A 19220-nucleotide genomic window follows, 5' to 3' on the forward strand; every position below is an offset into this window, starting at 1 on the left:
GTCAGGCCCTCGCGACCGCGCCGGCCGCGGCATCCGACGCCGCCGCGATCGTCGACCCCGCCGGCACCGGCACCGAGGCGGGCGGCTTCGCCGCGAGCATGCGCTCGAGCGCGACGCGCGCCGGCTCGGCGACCTCGTCGGCGACCTCGATGCGGTTCACCACCCGCCCCGCGACGAGTTCCTCGAGCACCCAGGCGAGGTAGCCGGGGTGGATGCGGTACATCGTCGAGCACGGGCAGACGACCGGGTCGAGGCAGAAGATCGTGTGCTCGGGGTGCTCGGCGGCGAGCCGCTGCACGAGATTGATCTCGGTGCCGATCGCGAAGGTCGAGCCGGCCGGCGCCGCCTGGATCGCCTTCACGATGAAGTCCGTCGAGCCGGCGGCATCCGCGGCGTCGACGACCGGCATCGGGCACTCGGGGTGCACGATGACCTGCACGCCCGGGTGCTCGGCCCGCGCCCGCTCGATCTGGTCGACCGTGAACCGCTTGTGCACCGAGCAGAAGCCGTGCCACAGGAGGACGCGGGCGTCCTCCAACTCCGACGCGCTGTTGCCGCCGAGGGGCTTTCGCGGGTTCCACATCGGCATGGCCTCGAGCGGCACGCCCATGGCCTTCGCGGTGTTGCGGCCGAGGTGCTGGTCGGGGAAGAACAACACGCGCTGCCCGCGCTCGAACGCCCACTCGAGCACGGTCCTCGCGTTCGACGACGTGCAGACGATGCCGCCGTTGCGCCCGACGAAGCCCTTGAGCGCGGCCGACGAGTTCATGTACGTGACGGGGATCACCGGCACTCGGCCGGACGCGTCGGTCGCCGTCAGGTCGCCGTAGACCTCCTCGAGCTGCTCCCAGCACTCCTCGACGCTCGACTCGTCGGCCATGTCGGCCATCGAGCAGCCGGCGGCGAGGTTCGGCAGGATCACGGCCTGGTCGGGGCGCGAGAGCATGTCGGCCGTCTCGGCCATGAAGTGCACGCCGCAGAACACGATCGCCTCGGCGTCGGGCCGGGTCTTCGCCGCGTTCGCGAGCTGGAACGAATCGCCCGTGAAGTCGGCGTGCTGCACCACCTCGTCGCGCTGGTAGAAGTGGCCGAGCACCACGACCCGGTCGCCGAGCGTCGCCTTCGCGGCGCGGATGCGCTCGTCGAGCTCGTCATCGCTCGCGCGCCGGTACTCCTCGGGCAGCGAGCCCTGGCGCGGTGACCCGGTCGGGATGACGTCGCCCATCGACGAGCCGGGGCCGTAGCCGGCCGGCCCGCGGTCGAACTCCCACGGCGCCTTCGCGAGGTCGGGCGTGCAGGTCGTGCCGGCGGCCGATCCGGTCGTGATGAGCCGGATGGCGCGGTCGACGGATGCCGCGGCGCGCGTGGCGTCGTCGCTGCGGGGCGTGGTGACGGGCAGGGTGGTGCTCATTCCGGGATGTCCTTGCTGTCGGTGCCGGGTCGAGGGCCTTCGAGGGCGGATGCCGCGTGGCGCAGCGCCGCGGGCGCCGGTGAGGGCGGCGCCGCGGGGGAGTGGGCGGGGTCGAAGCGGTACAGGGCCGGCGGTCGGTGCCGTGTGCCGGCGAGTCGCCGCCCGGTGTCGACGAGCGTGCCCGTCGCCTCCATGGTGCGGCGGAAGTTCGCCGGGTCGAGGCGGCGACGCAGCACGGCCTCGTGCACGCCGCGGAGGTCGGCCATGGTGAAGGTCTCGGGCAGCAGCGCGTGCGCGATGCGCGAGTACTCGAGCTTGGTGCGCAGCCTGGTGAGGGCGTAGACGAGGATGGCGGCGTGGTCGAAAGCGAGCTCGGGGAGGTCGTCCTCGTCGAACCAGCGCACGTTGTCGTCGGACACCGCGCGCTCGACCTCGTCGGAGTGCACGAGCGCCCAGTACACGACCGACACGACGCGCTCGCCGGGGGAGCGGTCGGGTTCGCCGAAGGTGTAGAGCTGCTCGAGGTACCGTGGCGACAGCCCCGTGGTCTCGTTGAGCGTGCGGCCCGCGGCGGCCTCGAGGGATTCGTGCGTGGGGAGCCATCCGCCCGGGAGCGCCCAGCGCCCGAGACCGGGTTCGCGCAGGCGTCGGACGAGCGGGATGCGCAGGCTCGGCCGCACGGCGCCGTCGCCGTCGGACTCGGGCGAGATCGCGAAGATGACCGTCGAGACGGCCAGGCGCGCCTGCGCGTCGTGCTGCGACATCCGCTCGTCCCTTCCGTCTGCTTAGAGTCACCGTGACGCTAAGTCGTCGATGCCCAGCTTACAGTCACCCTGACACGAACCCAAATCAGATGACGCCGCACAGCTCAGGGCGAATACTCGGCAGTCCGCCACGGCGCACGCTTCTCCGTGCGTGGTGGACTGCGGAGGAGATCGCGGCGAGGTCAGTGGCGCCATCCGCGTCGCTCGAGGCGGTCGGCGATGCGATCCAGCATCCGTGCCGAGGATGCGGTCGGGACGTCTGGGAGATCATCGCCCGTGACGCGGATCACGATCCACCCGACATCCTGCAACCGCTCGTAGCGGGCGATATCGCGGCGGAACTGGATGGGATCGCGATGGTGATCGCCCTCATACTCCATCGCGATCCGGTACTCCGGATACGCGAGGTCGACCGTCGGCTCGTACCCGTCGAGCGCGGGCTCGACCACGCGATGGGCGACGACCGGTTCCGGTAGGCCGGCGCGCACGATCCGCACGCGCAGGAGCGACTCGCGCCGCGAGAGCGGCCCCGGCCGAAGCAGGGGCAGCGCCTCGCGGAGGAGCGCGATACCGGTCGATCCGCGGTGCGCGGCCGCCGCGTGCGTCAACGCCGGCACGCTCGTATAGGAGTCGCGTCGACCGCCGAGGTCCCGCACCGTCAGCAGGTGGTCTCCGGCCGCGACGAGATCCTCCAGCCCGACGTATCGGGCGAGCTGGCACCACGTCGTCGCGGGATCGGTCATCCGCATGCCGCCTCCCGTGATCACCTTCGTCCTGGACTGCTCTACTTGGTGGCCGATCACTCCGCGCACACGCGGCTGCGCATCGCCGCCCATGACGGAGACGTGCAACCTGCGGTCGTCCTCGATGCGGCCGGGAAGCGGGACGCCGTTGAGTCGCGCTGCGGTGGTGTGACTGAAGAACTGGGTCGGTGGCATCCGGGCGGCGTATGCCATGGCGAGCGACGCAAGGCCCGGGGGCGCGTCGACCTGGAGGCGCGATCCACGGAACGGGGTGCGAAGGTCGGATGCCTCGAGCCGGCGTCGCGTCGCTCCGAGCTCGACTGCGCGATGCACGGCGAATCCGGGTCTGCGGACGATCTCGGGAGGCAGCAGGGCAGGGCTCGGCATGCGCCCAGCGTGCCCGCGTGGACGATTCCGCTGCGGAATCCATCCACATGCCGGATCGGGCCGGGACGTGCTCCGCAGTCCACCACGCCGGAGGTGCCTGGAGGCGTGGTGCACTGCGGAGTACTCGGGATCGGGAGGGAGGAGGGCGGAGGGAGGAGGAGGGCGCCGGGAGGAGAGGAGGGAGAAGGGAGGAGGGCGATGGGCGAGAACAACCCGGGGAGGGAGAAGACAGGGGAGGGGCAGGCGAACGGGAGCGGAGCTGGGCGCCGACAGCGTGCGCGGTTCGCGCGGCGCGCGCGCCCTGTAGACTGCCCCCACAACCGCATACCGGGCCATCGACGCATCGCGGGAGAGCCGGCCGTTCCGTTCGACGGAGCAGGCCGGCACCGAAGGAGCAAGCCTCCCCGCCAATCTCTCAGGTCGCATCACCGCGATGACGAGGCCGACTCTGAAAAGCGGATGTCGCGGGCTCGCGACATCCCGCCGAAGGTGAAAGCACAGCTCCCCACGGGCGCGGCGCGAAGCTCTCAGGCCCATGACAGAGGGGGAGTTCTCGAGCGGCGTCCGCCGCGCGATCCGCGCGATCCTGGAGAACTCGTGACCGACGCAGGCACCACCACCGACCCCGGCACCACCGAACGACGCAGCCCCCTCGACGAGGTGCACCGCGCCGAGGGCGCGTCCTTCACCGACTTCGCCGGCTGGCAGATGCCCGTCCGCTACTCCAGCGACCTCGCCGAGCACCACGCGGTCCGGCAGCACGCCGGCCTGTTCGACCTGTCGCACATGGGCGAGATCGTGGTCGTCGGCCGCGAGGCATCCGACGCCCTCGACTACGCGCTCGCGGGCAAGCTCTCGGCCATCGTCGAGGGGCAGGCGAAGTACTCGCTGCTGCTCGCGCGCGACGGAGGCGTGATCGACGACCTCGTCGTGTACCGCACCGGCGAGGACCGCTACATGGTCGTGGCGAACGCGTCGAACCGCGAGGTCGTGGCCGAAGAGCTGCGCAACCGCACCGCGCCGTTCGAGGCCGACGTGTTCGACGAGTCCGACGACGTCGCGCTCATCGCGCTGCAGGGGCCCGACGCGCTCGAGGTCCTGCAGCAGACCGAGGGCTTCGGCATCCAGGGCCCGGGCAACGACGGCGACGACTTCATCGCCGCGGTCGCCGCGCTCAAGTACTACCGCGCGATCGCCGCCGAGTTCGAGGGCACGCCCGTGCTCATCGCTCGCACCGGGTACACGGGCGAGGACGGCTTCGAGCTGTACGTCGCGCCCGACCGTGCGAAGCGGCTCTGGGACGCGCTCCGCGAGACCGGCGGACCGCGCGTGGTGCCGTGCGGGCTCGCGAGCCGCGACACGCTGCGGCTCGAGGCGGGCATGCCGCTGTACGGGCACGAACTGAGCCGCGACATCCTGCCGGTGCAGGCCGGCCTCGGCCGCGTCGTCGCGTTGACCAAGGAGGGCGACTTCGTCGGCCGCGAGGCCGTCGAGGAGGGGCCCGCCGACGGCGCCCGCGTGCTCGTGGGCCTGACCGCGGAGGGGCGTCGCGCCCCGCGCGCCGGCTACGCCGTGTTCGACGGCGAGGGCGAGGACGCCCGCGAGATCGGCGAGGTCACGTCCGGCGCGCTCTCGCCGACGCTCGGCCACCCGGTCGCGATGGCGTTCGTCTCGCCCGATGCCTCGGAGCCGGGCGCGAAGCTGTACGTCGACGTCCGCGGCACGCGGGTCCCGGCATCCGTCGCCGCCCTGCCGTTCTACAAGCGCGGCTCCTGAGCGCCGACGCGCCCCGCCCACCCGCCCGCGACCGGCCGACGACCCGGCCACACCACCACGACACCGAGGAGCACCCCATGACCGACCAGAGCGAATTGAAGTACACCGCCGAGCACGAGTGGGTGAAGGTCGACGGCGAGACCGTCACGATCGGCATCACCGACTACGCCGCCGAGAAGCTCGGCGACGTCGTGTACGTCGACCTGCCCTCCGCCGGCACGGCGATCACGGCCGGCACGGTCGTCGGCGAGATCGAGTCGACGAAGTCGGTCGGCGAGCTGTTCGCCCCGGTCGACGGCGAGGTCGTCGAGTCGAACCAGGCCGTCGTCGACACGCCCGAACTGGTCAACAGCGACCCCTTCGGCGACGGATGGCTCCTCAAGGTGTCCGCCGCGTCGCTCCCGACGCTCCTCAGCCACGACGAGTACCGCGCCCTCACGGGCGAGTAGGACTCGCGGCGCGGGCCGCGCCCGCTCCTCGACCACTGAACGAACCAGGAAGACGATGACGACCAGCAACTCCACGGCCTTCGACATCGACGCCTTCGGGCGCCGTCACATCGGCACGACTCCGCGCGACCACGAGTGGATGCTCGCCGCGCTCGGCTACGACTCGCTCGACGCCCTCATGGACGCCGCGGTGCCCTCCGCGATCCGCATGCACGAGGTCGTCGACTCGGTGATCCCGCCCGCCGCGACCGAGCGCGAGGCGATCGCCGAGCTGCGCGAGCTCGCCGACCTGAACGCCGTTCGCACGTCGATGATCGGCCTGGGCTACTCCGGCACGATCACGCCGGCCGTGATCCAGCGCAACGTGCTCGAGAACCCGAGCTGGTACACGGCGTACACGCCGTACCAGCCCGAGATCTCGCAGGGCCGGCTCGAGGCGCTCATCAACTTCCAGACGATGGTGTCCGACCTCACGGGGCTCGACACGGCGAACGCCTCGATGCTCGACGAGGGCACGGCGGTCGTCGAGGGCATGCTGCTCGCGCGCCGCGGATCGAAGAACCGCTCGAACCGGTTCGTGGTCGACGCGGACGCACTGCCGCAGACGCTCGCGCTCCTGCGCTCGCGCGCCGACGCGGTCGGCATCGAGCTCGTCGTGACCGACCTCGACGAGACGACGGATGTCGCGGCCCTCGGCGAGCACTTCGGCGTCTTCGTGCAGTATCCGGGCGCCTCGGGCCGCGTGTGGAACCCGGCGTCCGTGATCGCCGCGTCGAAGGAGCAGGGCGCGCTGGCGGTCGTCGCCGCCGACCTCCTTGCGATGGCGCTCCTGACGAGCCCGGGCGAGCTCGGTGCGGACGTCGCGGTCGGCACCTCGCAGCGCTTCGGCGTGCCCATGGGCTTCGGCGGGCCGCACGCCGGCTACATGGCGGTGCGGAAGGGCCTCGAGCGCCAGCTCCCGGGCCGCCTGGTCGGCGTCTCGCAGGATGCCGCGGGCCACCCGGCCTACCGGCTCAGCCTCCAGGCGCGCGAGCAGCACATCCGCCGCGAGAAGGCGACCTCGAACATCTGCACCGCGCAGGTGCTGCTCGCCGTCATGGCGTCGATGTACGCGGTCTACCACGGGCCCCGCGGCATCCGGCACATCGCGGTGACCACCGCCGCCAAGGCGAAGGCGCTCGCCGACGCGCTCTCGGGCTTCGGCCTGACCCTCGCGCACGACGCGTACTTCGACACGCTGCACGTGCACGTGCCCGGCCTCGCGAAGAACGTCGTGGAGCGCGCTCGCGAGCTCGGCCTCAACCTCTGGGAGGCCGACGAGGCGACCGTCCACATCGCCGTCGACGAGACCACGACGGCCGACGAGCTCTCGCGCGTCGTCGAGGCGTTCGGGTTCGACCCGCGCCTCGAGGTGCCCGTCTCGCTGCGCGAACTGGCCGCGAGCCTGCCCGAGTCGCTGCGCCGCACCTCGTCGTACCTCGAGCACCCGGTGTTCAACACGCACCAGTCCGAGACGCAGATGATGCGCTACCTGAAGTCGCTGGCCGACCGCGACTATGCACTCGACCGGGGCATGATCCCGCTCGGGTCGTGCACCATGAAGCTCAACGCGGCGACCGAGATGCAGGCGGTCACCTGGCCCGAGTTCGCGAATCTCCACCCGTTCGCGCCCGAGGTCGACGTGGTCGGCACGCTCGGCCTCATCGAGCAGCTCGAGAGCTGGCTCGCCGAGGTCACCGGTTACGACACGGTGTCGCTCCAGCCGAACGCGGGCAGTCAGGGCGAGCTCGCCGGCCTGCTCGCGATCCGCGGCTACCACCTCGCGAACGGCGACGCCGAACGCGACGTGTGCCTCATCCCGTCGAGCGCCCACGGCACGAACGCGGCCTCCGCGGTGCTCGCCGGCATGAAGGTCGTAGTCGTCGCGACCGACGACCTCGGCAATGTCGACCTCGACGACCTGCGGGCGAAGATCGCCGACCACGCCGAGCACATCGCGGCCCTCATGATCACCTACCCCTCCACGCACGGCGTGTACGAGCACGAGGTCAAGTCGATCACGCAGGCCGTGCACGACGCGGGGGGCCAGGTGTACATCGACGGCGCCAACCTCAACGCGCTGCTCGGCTTCGCGCGCTTCGGCGACGTGGGTGGCGACGTGTCGCACCTCAACCTGCACAAGACGTTCTGCATCCCGCACGGCGGCGGCGGTCCGGGCGTCGGCCCGGTTGCGGCCAAGGCGCACCTCGCACCGCACCTGCCCGGCCACCCGATGGCGCAGCGTGCCGACCACGCCGGCGGTGTCGCCCACGGCGGCGGGCCGGTGTCGGCGGCGCCCTACGGCAGCCCGTCGATCCTGCCGATCTCGTGGGCGTACGTGCGCATGATGGGCGCCGAGGGGCTGAAGCAGGCGACCGCGACCGCGGTGCTCGCGGCGAACTACGTCGCCGCGCGCCTGCGCGACCACTTCCCGGTGCTCTACACGGGCGAGAACCACCTCGTCGCCCACGAGTGCATCCTCGACCTGCGTCCGCTCACGGCCGAGACCGGCGTCACGGTCGACGACGTCGCCAAGCGGCTCATCGACTACGGCTTCCACGCGCCGACCATGTCGTTCCCGGTCGCCGGCACGCTGATGGTCGAGCCGACCGAGTCCGAGGACCTCGCCGAGCTCGACCGCTTCATCGAGGCGATGATCGCGATCAAGGCCGAGGCCGATGCGGTGGGCCGCGGCGAGTGGCCGGTCGACGACAACCCGCTCCGCAACGCGCCGCACACGGCCGAGTCGGTGATCGCGGGGGAGTGGACGCACCCGTACACCCGCGAGCAGGCCGTGTACCCGGTGCACACGCTGGTGCGCGCCAAGTACTGGGCGCCGGTGCGCCGCATCGACCAGGCCTTCGGCGACCGCAACCTGGTGTGCGCGTGCCCGCCGATCGAGGCGTTCGCGTAGACGTCCCGGGTCGCGGAGTGAAGGACTGAACCCGGCAGGGCTCCATCTCGTTGTCGCAGCAGGAGGTGAGGGATGCCGCCCGAGGACGATCAGCGGCTCGCCGCGTTGTACGACGCGCACGCGCCATCCCTCTGGCGCTACGTCGTGCACTTGACCGGCGACCCGTCCGGGGCGGACGACATCGTGCAGGAGACCCTTCTCAGAGCCTGGCGCAGCCCGCGCATCCTCGAGCAGGAGCCCGAGTCGACGCGGTCGTGGATGTTCACGGTCGCCCGGAACCTGGTCATCGACGAGGCGCGCAGTGCGCGCCGTCGCCATGAGATCGGCATGGCCGAGCTGCCCGACCCCGGGCGGAGCGACGGCACGGACGCGCTGTTCGAAGCCCTGCTGATCGAGGAGGCGCTCGCGGGCCTCGACCTGGAGCACCGTGCCGTGATCGTCCACGCCTACTACGGCGGATGCAGCATCGCCGAGGTCGCCCGTCGTGTCGGCATCCCCGAGGGCACGGTCAAGTCGCGCCTCCACTACGGGCTGCGGGCGCTGCGGCTCGCGCTCCAGGAGAAGGGGGTGACGCGATGAACTCGGATCACGCCCGCTACGCCGACTGGGACTCGGCGTACGTGCTCGGCGCGCTCGCGCCGGGGGAGCGCCGCGACTACGAGTCGCACCTGGAGACGTGCGAGGTGTGCCGCCGCTCCGTCGCCGAGCTCGCGCCGATGCCCGGGCTGCTGGCCCGACTCGCGGCGGACCGCGCGGAGGCGCTCCTCGTCGAGGACGCGGTGGACGCACCTGCGCCCCGGCCGGAACTGCTCGACGCCGTTCGGCGGGAGGGGCGGCGGCGGAGCCGGAGGAGGACGCGCATCCGCGTCGTGCTGGCGGCCGCCGCGGCCGTCGTGGTGATCGCTGCGGTGGCCGTGCCGCTCGCGCTCATGCGACCCGCGACCGAGCGCGAGGCGATCGCGTTCGAGTCGCGCGCCGACGTGCCGGTCTCGGCTTCGGCCGTCCTGAGCCCGGTCGACTGGGGAACCAGGATCGAGCTCGACTGCACCTACGACGCCGAGCCGGCGGACGACGGTCATGCGAAGGGCTGGCCGTATTCCCTCGTGGTGGTCGATCGCGAGGGCGTGCGCAGCGAGGTGTCGAGCTGGCGGGCGCTGCCGGGCGCGACCGCTCGACTCGAGGCCGGAACGGCACTGACCGTGGATGAGATCGTCTCGCTCGAGATCCGCGCGGTCGGGAGCGGGGACGTGCTCCTCTGGGCGGACGTCGACTGAGCGCCCGCGCCCGGGCGCGGGACGCTCAGGCGCCGGCCGGACGCGGCCGGATCGGACTCGGCGCGGCGTGCCGTCCGCGCTCCGTGTAGACGACGCGAGACGCGGCGTCGACCGCGGCTGTCCGACGTGCGATCGCCCGGTCGCGAGCGTCGCCGATCTCCGAGACGTCGGGCGTGGTTCGGCGGTTCGTGGCGCGCGCGGCGAGTCCGCCGGCCGCAATGGCGTGTGCGAGGTGCATGTCGTCGTCTCTCCCTGCGTCCGGTGTCGCGGACCGCGGATCGCCACGGTCCGGACCCATGCTCGCCAAGTGGAGGATGAGCGGGATCCGGGCCCTCCCCTCGAGCCCGCCCGGGAGTACACTGAGGTTCTCTCGCACTAGGGGGTGCGCGCATGGTCCCGATGGACTTCGTCGCCGCCATCGCGACGATCGCCTTCGTCGGCGTGATGGTGGGGTGCACACTGGCCGGATCGGCCTCGCTCGGGCTGCAGCAGCGGGCCGGGCTGGTCGAACGCCGGAATCCTGCGTTGGCCGAGGCCCTCCGGCGCGCCGACGCGATCAGCGACCTCGCCCGGGGCGGCGGCTTCATCGGCATGGAGACGATGTCGACCGTCTGCACGCCCAGCCGACGCAGCTGGATCGACGGGGCACGCGTCCGGGCGGCGGATTCCGACCTCCGGGTCGAGCCGCCGGAAGAGGTGCTGCCGCCGATGCCGGCGACGGTCGTCGCGCTCGCTCGAGGGCGTCACGTGGCGGAGGCGCCGCGCCCGCGGCATCCGTCGACCCGACCGGTCGAGCCCGCCGCGCCTCAGCTCTCGGGCGGCGCGAACAGGCCGGGCCAGAAGCCGACCGCGAGCGGGTAGCCGACGAACGACACGATGTCGAGCAGCCAGTGCGCGATGACGAGCGGCATCGTGCGACCCCATCGCGTGTAGGCCCAGCCGAACACGATGCCCATCACGGCGTTGCCGACGAAGGCCCCGAAGCCCTGGTACAGGTGGTACGTGCCGCGGAGCAGGGCGCTCGACAGGATCGTCGCCCACGGCCCGACGCCGAGTTCGCGCAGGCGGGTGAACAGGTAGCCGACGGCGATGAGCTCCTCGGTGAGCGCCGCCTCGAGGGCGGCGAGGACCAGGATCGGAACGGTCCACCAGTACGCGTCCAGCGGCTGCGGCACGACGGCGACCGTAAAGCCGAGCGCACGTCCGGCCGCGTAGAGGGCGAGGCCGGGGACCCCGATCACCGCGGCGAGCAGCAGGCCGGATGCCGCGTCGCGCCCGGGGCGCGTGAGGTCGAAGCCGATCCGCCGGAACGGGCTCCGGCCCGGCTGCCAGAGCAGGTAGAGGACCAGGGCGACGACCGCGAGCCCGAACACCACGTCGAGGAACTGGTACGTGAAGTCCAGCCATTCCCGCGCTGAGCGTGACTGGTTCAGCGCGGCGCTCTGCTGCCCGAGCGGGCGCTCGTCGGTGACGCGGCCGATGATGGAGACGATCGAGTAGACGGCCGAGGCGCCGAGCGAGAGGGCGAGCACGATCGCGACCTCGATGCGCAGGCGTCTCACCGAGGTCATGCGGCAATCCTCGCACGGGCCGCGTCGACGCAAGTTTCGTGCGTCCCGGCCTGCTCATCTGAGCAGGAGCCCTGCCGTAGGTTGCGCCTCGGTAACGGTTCCGGGATCCGGTTTGTGCGGCTCGAACCCGCTTATAGTCTCGATTCACTACAAGCGCCCCCTCGCACGATCACGAATCCGCGCGAGCGTGCGCTCATCTCACAGGAGGAACATTGAAGATCAAGAGATTCGGCGTTGCCGCCGTTGCTCTTGCGGCGGCCGGCGTCCTGACGCTGGCCGGATGCTCGACGAGCAACGAGCCTGCGGCACCCGAGGGTGACTCGACCGCGATCATTTCGGTCAACAACACCGAGCCCCAGAACCCGCTGATCCCCACCAACACCAACGAGGTCGGTGGCGGTCTCGTGATTCAGAACATCTTCGCGGGCCTCGTGTACTACGACGCCGAGGGCGCCGTGCACAACGACGTCGCGGAGTCCATCGAGACCGAGGACGCGCAGACCTACACGATCAAGATCCGCGAGGGCCTCACGTTCACGAACGGCGACCCGGTCGATGCCGCGTCGTTCGTCGACGCGTGGAACTACGGCGCCGCGCTCGACAACGCGCAGCTCTCGAGCTACTTCTTCGAGAGCATCGAGGGCTTCAGCTACGAGGAGAACGTCGAGGAGCTTTCGGGCCTCGAGGTCGTGGACGACACCACGTTCACCGTGACCCTCAACCAGCCCGAGTCCGACTTCCCGCTGCGACTCGGCTACACGGCGTACTTCCCGGTTCCGGCATCGGCGTGGGACGACATCGAGGCCTTCGGTGAGAACCCGATCGGCAACGGCCCGTACATGCTCGACGGCGAGGGCGCCTGGGCGCACAACGAGCGCATCGACCTCGTCAAGAACGAGGACTACGACGGCCCGCGCGAGGCGGCGAACGGCGGGATCGACATGATCCTGTACGCGAGCACCGACGCCGCGTACGCCGACCTGCAGGGTGGCAACCTGGACATCATCCAGGACATCCCCGACAGCGCGCTGCAGACGTTCGAGACCGAGTTCGAGGGTCGCGCCGTCAACCAGCCCGCCGCGGCGAACGCCACCATCACGATCCCCGAGCGCCTCGAGCACTGGAGCGGCGAGGAGGGCAACCTCCGTCGTCAGGCCATCTCGCACGCGATCAACCGCGAAGAGATCACCGACGTGATCTTCAACGGCACGCGTACGCCGGCCCAGGACTTCACGTCGCCGGTCATCGACGGCTACTCCGAGGAGATCCCGGGCGCCGAGGTGCTCGAGTTCGACGCCGAGCTGGCCAAGGAGCTGTGGGCCGAGGCTGACGCCATCGCGCCGTGGAGCGGTTCGTTCCAGATCCAGTACAACGCCGACGGCCCCAACCAGGGCTGGGTCGACGCGGTCGCCAACCAGCTGAAGAACAACCTCGGCATCGAGGCGTCGGGTGCTCCGATCCCGACCTTCGCCGAGCACCGCACGCTGATCACGGACCGCACCACGCAGACCGCGTTCCGCACCGGCTGGCAGTTCGACTACCCGTCGATGTTCAACGGTCTCGGGCCGATCTTCGGCACCGGCGCCGGCTCGAACGACGGCGACTACTCGAACCCCGAGTTCGACGCGCTGCTCGACGAGGGCGCCGCGGCGACCGACGTCCAGGAGGGCATCGAGAAGTTCCAGCAGGCGCAGGAGATCCTGTTCCAGGACCTCCCCGCCATCCCGCTCTGGTACACGAACGCCATGGGCGCGTGGGGCGAGCAGGTCGACAACGTGCAGTTCGGCTGGGACAGCTGGCCGATCCTCCACGAGGTCACCAAGACCGAGGAGTAATTCTCGTCAAGGCGTGACTCGGGGTTAGACTCTGAGGCGCCCGTGGGGCGGTGGTCGATTTCGACTGCCGCCCCACACCCACGTATCCCCGATGCAGAGCCGATCGGCGTAGCATCGTGTGGACGAACTCGCAAACGGTGAGGTTTCTTCAACATGTCAACAATCACGACCAGGCAGGCCTGATCCATGGCCGGCTATATCGTGCGCCGACTGCTACAGGCGATCCCTGTCCTGCTCGGTACCACCTTCCTGATCTACTTCATGGTCTTCGCCATGCCGGGCGACCCGATCGTCGCCCTGTTCGGCGAGAAGACCCCGCCTCCTGCTGTCCTCGAGCAGCTGCGTGAGCGGTACAACCTGGACCAGCCCTTCATCGTCCAGTACCTGCTCTTCCTCGGCGGCATCTTCCGCGGCGACTTCGGCGTCTCGTTCTCGGGTCAGCCGGTGTCCGAGATCCTCGCGGCCACGTTCCCCGTCACCCTCCGACTGGCAGTGCTGGCAGTCTTCTTCGAGATGGTCGCGGGCATCACGATCGGCCTGGTCTCGGGTCTCCGCAAGGGCGGCATCTTCGATGCGTCGGCGCTCGTCGTGAGCCTGATCCTGATCTCGCTGCCGATCTTCGTGATCGCGTTCGTGTGCCAGTACATCTTCGGAATCCAGCTCGGCTGGTTCCGGACGACGGTGAGCGCCGGTGCGCCGATCCAGGACCTGATACTTCCAGCGATCGTGCTCGCCACGATCAGCTTCGCGCAGATCACCCGACTGACGAGGGCGTCGGTCATCGACACGGACACGCAGGACTTCGTTCGCACTGCCGCGAGCAAGGGCCTGTCGCGCTCCCGGATCGTCCCCGTGCACATCCTGCGCAACTCGCTCATCCCCGTCGTGACCTACCTCGCCGTCGACTTCGGCGTGCTCATGGTCGGCGCGACCGTGACCGAGGGCATCTTCAACGTGCCAGGCGTGGGCCGCACCCTCTACCAGGCCATCATCCGCGGCGAGGGACCGACCGTCGTCTCGTTCGTGACCGTCATGGTGCTGATCTACCTCGTCATCAACCTGCTGGTGGATCTGCTGTACGCCGTGCTCGACCCGAGGATCCGCTATGCCAAGTAACACCACTCGTCCCGATCAGCAGCACTTCGTCGCGCCGCTCGAGGAGACCCCGCTCGTCGCGATCGACAAGGTCAAGACCGAGGGCAAGCCGTCCAACCTCTGGCTCGACGCATGGCGCGACGTGCGCCGGCGCCCGATGTTCTGGATCTCGGCCGTGCTCATCGTCATCGTGGTGATCGTCGCGCTGTTCCCCGGCTGGTTCACCCAGGTGCCGCCGAACAACGACTGCCAGCTCGCGAACAGCAACGGCGGCCCCCAGCCGGGCCACCCGCTCGGCTTCACCCGCCAGGGCTGCGACATCTACTCGCGCATCATCCACGGCACGTCGACGTCGCTCTCGGTCGGCATCATCGTGACCGTCCTGGTCGCCTTCCTCGGCCTCGTCTTCGGCGGCCTGGCCGGGTTCTACGGCGGATGGATCGACTCGGTCCTCTCGCGCCTCGGCGACATCTTCTTCTCGATCCCCTACATCCTCGCGGCCGTGGTCATCATGTCCGTGCTGTCGCAGTACGCGAACGTGTGGGTGATCTCACTCGCGATCGGCATATTCGCCTGGCCGGCGACGGCCCGTGTGCTGAGAGCCGAGATCCTGAGGGTGAAGAACTCCGACTTCGTGATGGCCGCCACCGCCCTCGGCGTCGCCCCGTTCCGCATCCTCCTTCGGCACGTGCTGCCGAACTCGATCGCGCCCGTCATCGTCATCACGACGATCTCGCTCGCGTCGGCCATCGTCGCAGAGGCGACGCTGTCGTTCCTCGGAGTCGGACTGCCCTCGTCGACCATGTCGTGGGGCAACGACATCAGCCAGGCGCAGACCGACCTCCGGACCGCGCCGCAGACTCTCATCCTCCCGTCCCTCGCGCTGTCGATCACGGTTCTCGCCTTCATCATGCTCGGCGAGGTCGTCCGGGATGCGCTCGACCCGAAGGCGAGGGCCCGGCGATGAGCACGGCAGTCAATCGCACCGACGTGCAGCCGGCCGATCCCGGCACGCAGGAGCGCCCGCTCCTCGAGATCAAGGACCTCAAGGTCGACTTCACCACCCAGGATGGCAAGGTCACGGCCGTCGACGGCGTGAACATCACCCTCTACCGCGGGCAGAGCCTGGCGATCGTGGGCGAGTCCGGATCGGGCAAGTCCACGACCGCGCACGCGATCATCAACCTCCTTCCGGGCACCGGTCAGATCGCCGGCGGCCAGATCCTCCTCGACGGCCAGGACATCTCCAAGGCGTCGAAGCGGGAGATGGAGGGCATCCGCGGCCGCAAGATCGGCTTCGTGCCGCAGGACCCGATGTCGAACCTGAACCCGGTCTGGTCGATCGGGTTCCAGGTCGAGGAGGCCGTCAAGGCCAACGGCATCGCGTCCGGCCGCAAGGAGGTCCGCGCCCGTGCGATCGAGGTGCTCCAGCAGGCCGGCCTGAAGGACGCCGACCGTCGCCTGAAGCAGTTCCCGCACCAGTTCTCGGGCGGCATGCGCCAGCGTGTGCTCATCGGCATCGGCCTGTCCGCCGACCCCCAGCTGCTGATCGCCGACGAGCCCACCTCGGCGCTCGACGTGACCGTCCAGCGCGTCATCCTCGACCACCTCGAGTCGCTCACCCGCGAGCTCGGGACCACGCTGCTCTTCATCACGCACGACCTCGGCCTCGCTGCCGAGCGTGCCGAGCAGCTCGTCGTGATGTACAAGGGCAAGGTGGTCGAGTCCGGACCCTCGCTCGAGATCCTGCAGAACCCGCAGCACCCCTACACGCAGCGCCTGGTCGCGGCGGCACCGAGCCTCGCCTCGCGCCGCATCCAGGCGGTCGGGAGCGTGTCCGCCGCCGAGGCCTCGATGTCCGAGGACGCCGGCCACGTGGCGGGCGACGCGATCGACCTGATCGCGACGGCCGAGGCACGCCAGGAGGTCGTCGAGGCCGCCGCGGCGCAACCGCCGGCGATCGTGGTCGAGGATCTCACCAAGGTGTTCAAGATCCGCGGCTCGGGCGACTTCACCGCGGTCGATGAGGTCTCGTTCCAGATCCCCAAGGGCACCACGATGGCGCTCGTGGGCGAGTCCGGATCGGGCAAGTCCACCGTCGCGAAGATGCTCCTCAAGCTCGAGGACACGACGAGCGGCAAGATCATGGTCGGCGGGAAGGACCTGGCCAAGCTCAGCGGCAAGGAGCTGTTCGATCTCCGCAGCCGCATGCAGCCGGTGTTCCAGGACCCGTACGGCTCGCTGAACCCGCTGCGCAACATCGGCAACACGATCTCCGAGCCGTTGTTCACCCACAAGGTGGGCGACCGGCCGTCGCGGCGCCAGCGCGTGCTCGAGCTGCTCGACCAGGTGTCGCTTCCGCGGACGCTCGTGGGCCGGTACCCGAACGAGCTCTCGGGCGGTCAGCGCCAGCGCATCGCGATCGCGCGTGCGCTCGCGCTCAAGCCCGAGATCGTCGTGCTCGACGAGGCGGTGTCGGCGCTCGACGTGCTCGTGCAGGCGCAGATCCTGCGCCTGCTCGCCGACCTGCAGGCCGAGCTCCACCTCACGTACCTCTTCATCACCCACGACCTGGCGGTCGTGCGCGTCATCGCCGACCATGTCTGCGTGATGCAGAAGGGGCGTATCGTCGAGGCGGCGTCGACCGACGAGGTCTTCGACACCCCCAAGGAGCAGTACACGAAGGACCTGCTCGCGGCCATCCCGGGCGCGAACCTCAAGCTCGGCGCGTAGCGCGGAGGCGGTCCCCAGACCGAACGCCCGGCGTCCACTCGGACGCCGGGCGTTCGGCGTCTCGGTGCGACAGGGTAGGCTTGTCGGGCGCGAACCGTCGTCACGGCCCGTCGCGCTCCCACCGACTCCTTCCCAGCGCCTCCCGCGCTGCCCGATCCGCTTCCCGGTGCCCGAAGGGCGACCGGAGCCACGCGAGGACCCATCATGGCCAAGGCCACCCGCAACGACCTGCGCAACGTCGCGATCGTCGCCCACGTCGACCACGGCAAGACGACGCTCGTCGACGCGATGCTCAAGCAGACCCATTCGTTCGCCGAGCACGCTCACGTCGACGAGCGCGCGATGGACTCGAACGAGCTCGAGCGCGAGAAGGGCATCACGATCCTCGCCAAGAACACGGCGGTCGAGTACGCCGGTCGGCACGCCGCCGACGGTCCGGTCACGATCAACGTGATCGACACGCCCGGTCACGCGGACTTCGGCGGCGAGGTCGAGCGCGGCCTCTCGATGGTCGACGGCGTGGTGCTGCTGGTGGATGCGTCCGAGGGTCCGCTGCCGCAGACCCGGTTCGTGCTCCGCAAGGCGCTCGAGGCGCGACTGCCGGTGATCCTGCTCGTGAACAAGACCGACCGCCCCGACGCGCGGATCGACGAGGTCGTCGCGGAGAGCCAGGACCTGCTCCTCGGCCTCGCGTCCGACCTCGCCGACGACGCTGCGTCGGCTGGAACCGATGGCGACCTCGACCTCGACGCGATCCTCGACGTCCCGGTGGTGTACGCCTCGGGCAAGGCGGGCCGGGCCTCGCACGAGAAGCCCGCCAACGGGAGCCTGCCCGACTCCGACGACCTCGAGCCGCTCTTCGAGGCGATCCTCCAGCACGTCCCGGCACCGACGTACGACGACGAGGCGCCGCTGCAGGCATGGGTCACGAACCTCGACGCCTCGCCGTTCCTCGGTCGCCTCGCCCTGCTCCGCGTCTTCAACGGCCGCATCCGAAAGGGGCAGACGGTCGCGTGGGTCCGCCACGACGGCTCGCAATCGAACGTCCGCGTCACCGAGCTGCTGAAGACGAAGGCGCTCGAGCGCTTCCCGGCCGAGGAGGCCGGCCCCGGCGACATCATCGCCGTCGCGGGCATCGAGGACATCACCATCGGCGAGACGCTCGCCGACCCCGAGGACGTGCAGCCGCTTCCCGCGATCCACGTCGACGACCCCGCGATCTCGATGACCATCGGCACGAACACGTCGCCGATCGTCGGCAAGGTCAAGGGCCACAAGCTCACGGCCCGCATGGTGAAGGATCGCCTCGATCGGGAGCTCATCGGCAACGTGTCGCTGAAGGTGCTCGACATCGGCCGACCCGATGCCTGGGAGGTGCAGGGTCGCGGCGAGCTCGCGCTCGCGATCCTGGTCGAGCAGATGCGCCGTGAGGGGTTCGAGCTCACGGTCGGCAAGCCGCAGGTGGTGACGAGGCACGTCGACGGCAAGGTGCACGAGCCTTACGAGCACCTCACGATCGACGCGCCCGAGGAGTACCTCGGCGCGATCACGCAGCTGCTCGCAGCTCGCAAGGGCCGCATGGACAACATGGCGAACCACGGCACGGGCTGGGTCCGCATGGAGTTCATCGTGCCGAGCCGTGGGCTCATCGGGTTCCGCACCGAGTTCCTGACCATCACGCGCGGTACCGGCATCGCGAACGCGATCTCGCACGGCTACGACGAGTGGGCCGGCGCCATCACGACCCGCAACAACGGCTCCATCGTGGCCGACCGCTCCGGCGTGGTCACGCCGTTCGCCATCATCGCGCTCCAGGAGCGCATGACCTTCTTCGTGAACCCCACCGAGGAGGTCTACGAAGGCATGGTCATCGGCGAGAACTCGCGCAACGACGACATGGACGTGAACATCACGAAGGAGAAGAAGCTCACGAACATGCGTTCGTCGACGGCCGACACCTTCGAGTCGATGACGCCGTCGCGGCAGCTCACGCTCGAGGAGTGCCTCGAGTTCGCTCGCGAGGACGAGTGCGTCGAGGTCACGCCCGAGAAGGTGCGGATCCGCAAGGTCGAACTCGACCAGACGGCCCGCGCACGGGCGGCGTCGCGTCTGAAGAAGCAGGCGTAGCGACTTCGGCGCGACGGTGGCGGGGTCGATGACGCGCCCGTCACCGAGTCCTTCCGTGGGTTCGTCCGCGCCCGCCGGATTGATGAAGTTCCCAGATTCGGC

General features: G+C 70.1%; 16 protein-coding genes and 1 riboswitch. Of the genes, 11 read left to right on the plus strand and 5 right to left on the minus strand.

What is annotated here, in order from left to right; translation table 11 throughout:
* Position 1: 1 nt before the first annotated feature.
* The 3 genes from nadA to ACFQ58_RS15955 all read right to left on the minus strand — a co-directional run bounded on the left by nadA (position 2) and on the right by ACFQ58_RS15955 (position 3305).
* A complete protein-coding gene (nadA, locus tag ACFQ58_RS15945; RefSeq protein WP_376952148.1) occupies positions 2–1411 on the minus strand; it encodes a quinolinate synthase NadA in 1410 nt (469 codons plus the stop codon).
* Entirely contained in the window at positions 1408–2175 is a 768-nt protein-coding gene (locus tag ACFQ58_RS15950) for an NUDIX domain-containing protein (protein ID WP_376952149.1), read from the minus strand. The genes nadA and ACFQ58_RS15950 overlap by 4 nt, the downstream gene beginning before the upstream one ends.
* A gap of 182 nt (positions 2176–2357) precedes the next feature.
* Positions 2358–3305 carry an endonuclease domain-containing protein gene (locus tag ACFQ58_RS15955; protein WP_376952150.1) on the minus strand — a complete coding sequence of 316 codons (948 nt, stop codon included), beginning with the start codon at positions 3303–3305 and terminating at the stop codon, positions 2358–2360.
* Positions 3306–3641: 336 nt separating this feature from the next.
* Positions 3642–3746: riboswitch (glycine riboswitch) on the plus strand.
* A 156-nt stretch (positions 3747–3902) separates the two neighbouring features.
* Between ACFQ58_RS15955 and gcvT the strand changes: the two genes are divergently transcribed.
* From gcvT to ACFQ58_RS15980, 5 genes are all read left to right on the plus strand, one after another.
* The gene (gcvT, locus tag ACFQ58_RS15960; protein WP_376952151.1) at positions 3903–5081 is read left to right on the plus strand and encodes a glycine cleavage system aminomethyltransferase GcvT; all 1179 of its coding nucleotides are present in this window, start codon (positions 3903–3905) and stop codon (positions 5079–5081) included.
* Positions 5082–5158: 77 nt separating this feature from the next.
* Positions 5159–5530 (plus strand): glycine cleavage system protein GcvH, encoded by a 372-nt coding sequence (gene gcvH / locus ACFQ58_RS15965; RefSeq protein WP_376952152.1) that lies wholly within the window; start codon positions 5159–5161, stop codon positions 5528–5530.
* A gap of 55 nt (positions 5531–5585) precedes the next feature.
* The gene (gene gcvP, locus ACFQ58_RS15970) at positions 5586–8483 is read left to right on the plus strand and encodes an aminomethyl-transferring glycine dehydrogenase (RefSeq protein ID WP_376952153.1); all 2898 of its coding nucleotides are present in this window, start codon (positions 5586–5588) and stop codon (positions 8481–8483) included.
* A 72-nt stretch (positions 8484–8555) separates the two neighbouring features.
* Complete coding sequence (locus ACFQ58_RS15975) at positions 8556–9062, plus strand: sigma-70 family RNA polymerase sigma factor (RefSeq protein ID WP_376952154.1); 507 nt, start codon at positions 8556–8558, stop codon at positions 9060–9062.
* Entirely contained in the window at positions 9059–9757 is a 699-nt protein-coding gene (locus ACFQ58_RS15980) for an anti-sigma factor family protein (protein WP_376952155.1), read from the plus strand. The genes ACFQ58_RS15975 and ACFQ58_RS15980 overlap by 4 nt, the downstream gene beginning before the upstream one ends.
* 25 nt (positions 9758–9782) lie before the next feature.
* Here the strand turns inward: ACFQ58_RS15980 and ACFQ58_RS15985 are convergent, their stop codons facing one another.
* Positions 9783–9995 (minus strand): hypothetical protein, encoded by a 213-nt coding sequence (locus ACFQ58_RS15985; RefSeq protein ID WP_376952156.1) that lies wholly within the window; start codon positions 9993–9995, stop codon positions 9783–9785.
* A gap of 152 nt (positions 9996–10147) precedes the next feature.
* Here ACFQ58_RS15985 and ACFQ58_RS15990 point away from each other — a divergent pair, with 152 nt between their 5' ends.
* Positions 10148–10618, plus strand: a complete 471-nt coding sequence (locus ACFQ58_RS15990; protein WP_376952157.1) for a hypothetical protein — start codon at positions 10148–10150, stop codon at positions 10616–10618.
* On the opposite strand, the gene ACFQ58_RS15995 is transcribed toward ACFQ58_RS15990, so the two are convergent.
* Positions 10564–11328, minus strand: coding sequence for a CPBP family intramembrane glutamic endopeptidase (locus tag ACFQ58_RS15995; protein WP_376952158.1), 765 nt, complete (start codon positions 11326–11328; stop codon positions 10564–10566). The genes ACFQ58_RS15990 and ACFQ58_RS15995 overlap by 55 nt on opposite strands.
* A gap of 212 nt (positions 11329–11540) precedes the next feature.
* Between ACFQ58_RS15995 and ACFQ58_RS16000 the strand changes: the two genes are divergently transcribed.
* The 5 genes from ACFQ58_RS16000 to typA all read left to right on the plus strand — a co-directional run bounded on the left by ACFQ58_RS16000 (position 11541) and on the right by typA (position 19118).
* On the plus strand, positions 11541–13163 hold the full coding sequence (locus tag ACFQ58_RS16000) for an ABC transporter substrate-binding protein (protein ID WP_376952159.1): 1623 nt from the start codon (positions 11541–11543) through the stop codon (positions 13161–13163).
* A 186-nt stretch (positions 13164–13349) separates the two neighbouring features.
* Positions 13350–14279, plus strand: coding sequence for an ABC transporter permease (locus ACFQ58_RS16005; RefSeq protein WP_376952160.1), 930 nt, complete (start codon positions 13350–13352; stop codon positions 14277–14279).
* Positions 14269–15225, plus strand: coding sequence for an ABC transporter permease (locus tag ACFQ58_RS16010; RefSeq protein ID WP_376952161.1), 957 nt, complete (start codon positions 14269–14271; stop codon positions 15223–15225). The genes ACFQ58_RS16005 and ACFQ58_RS16010 overlap by 11 nt, the downstream gene beginning before the upstream one ends.
* Positions 15222–16991 (plus strand): dipeptide ABC transporter ATP-binding protein, encoded by a 1770-nt coding sequence (locus ACFQ58_RS16015; RefSeq protein WP_376952162.1) that lies wholly within the window; start codon positions 15222–15224, stop codon positions 16989–16991. Before ACFQ58_RS16010 ends, ACFQ58_RS16015 begins: the two co-directional genes overlap by 4 nt.
* A 204-nt stretch (positions 16992–17195) precedes the next feature.
* Positions 17196–19118, plus strand: a complete 1923-nt coding sequence (gene typA, locus ACFQ58_RS16020; RefSeq protein ID WP_376952163.1) for a translational GTPase TypA — start codon at positions 17196–17198, stop codon at positions 19116–19118.
* The last annotated feature ends 102 nt before the right edge of the window (positions 19119–19220 follow it).

This window comes from Agromyces sp. NPDC056523, from assembly GCF_042794545.1.
Lineage (GTDB): Bacteria > Actinomycetota > Actinomycetes > Actinomycetales > Microbacteriaceae > Agromyces.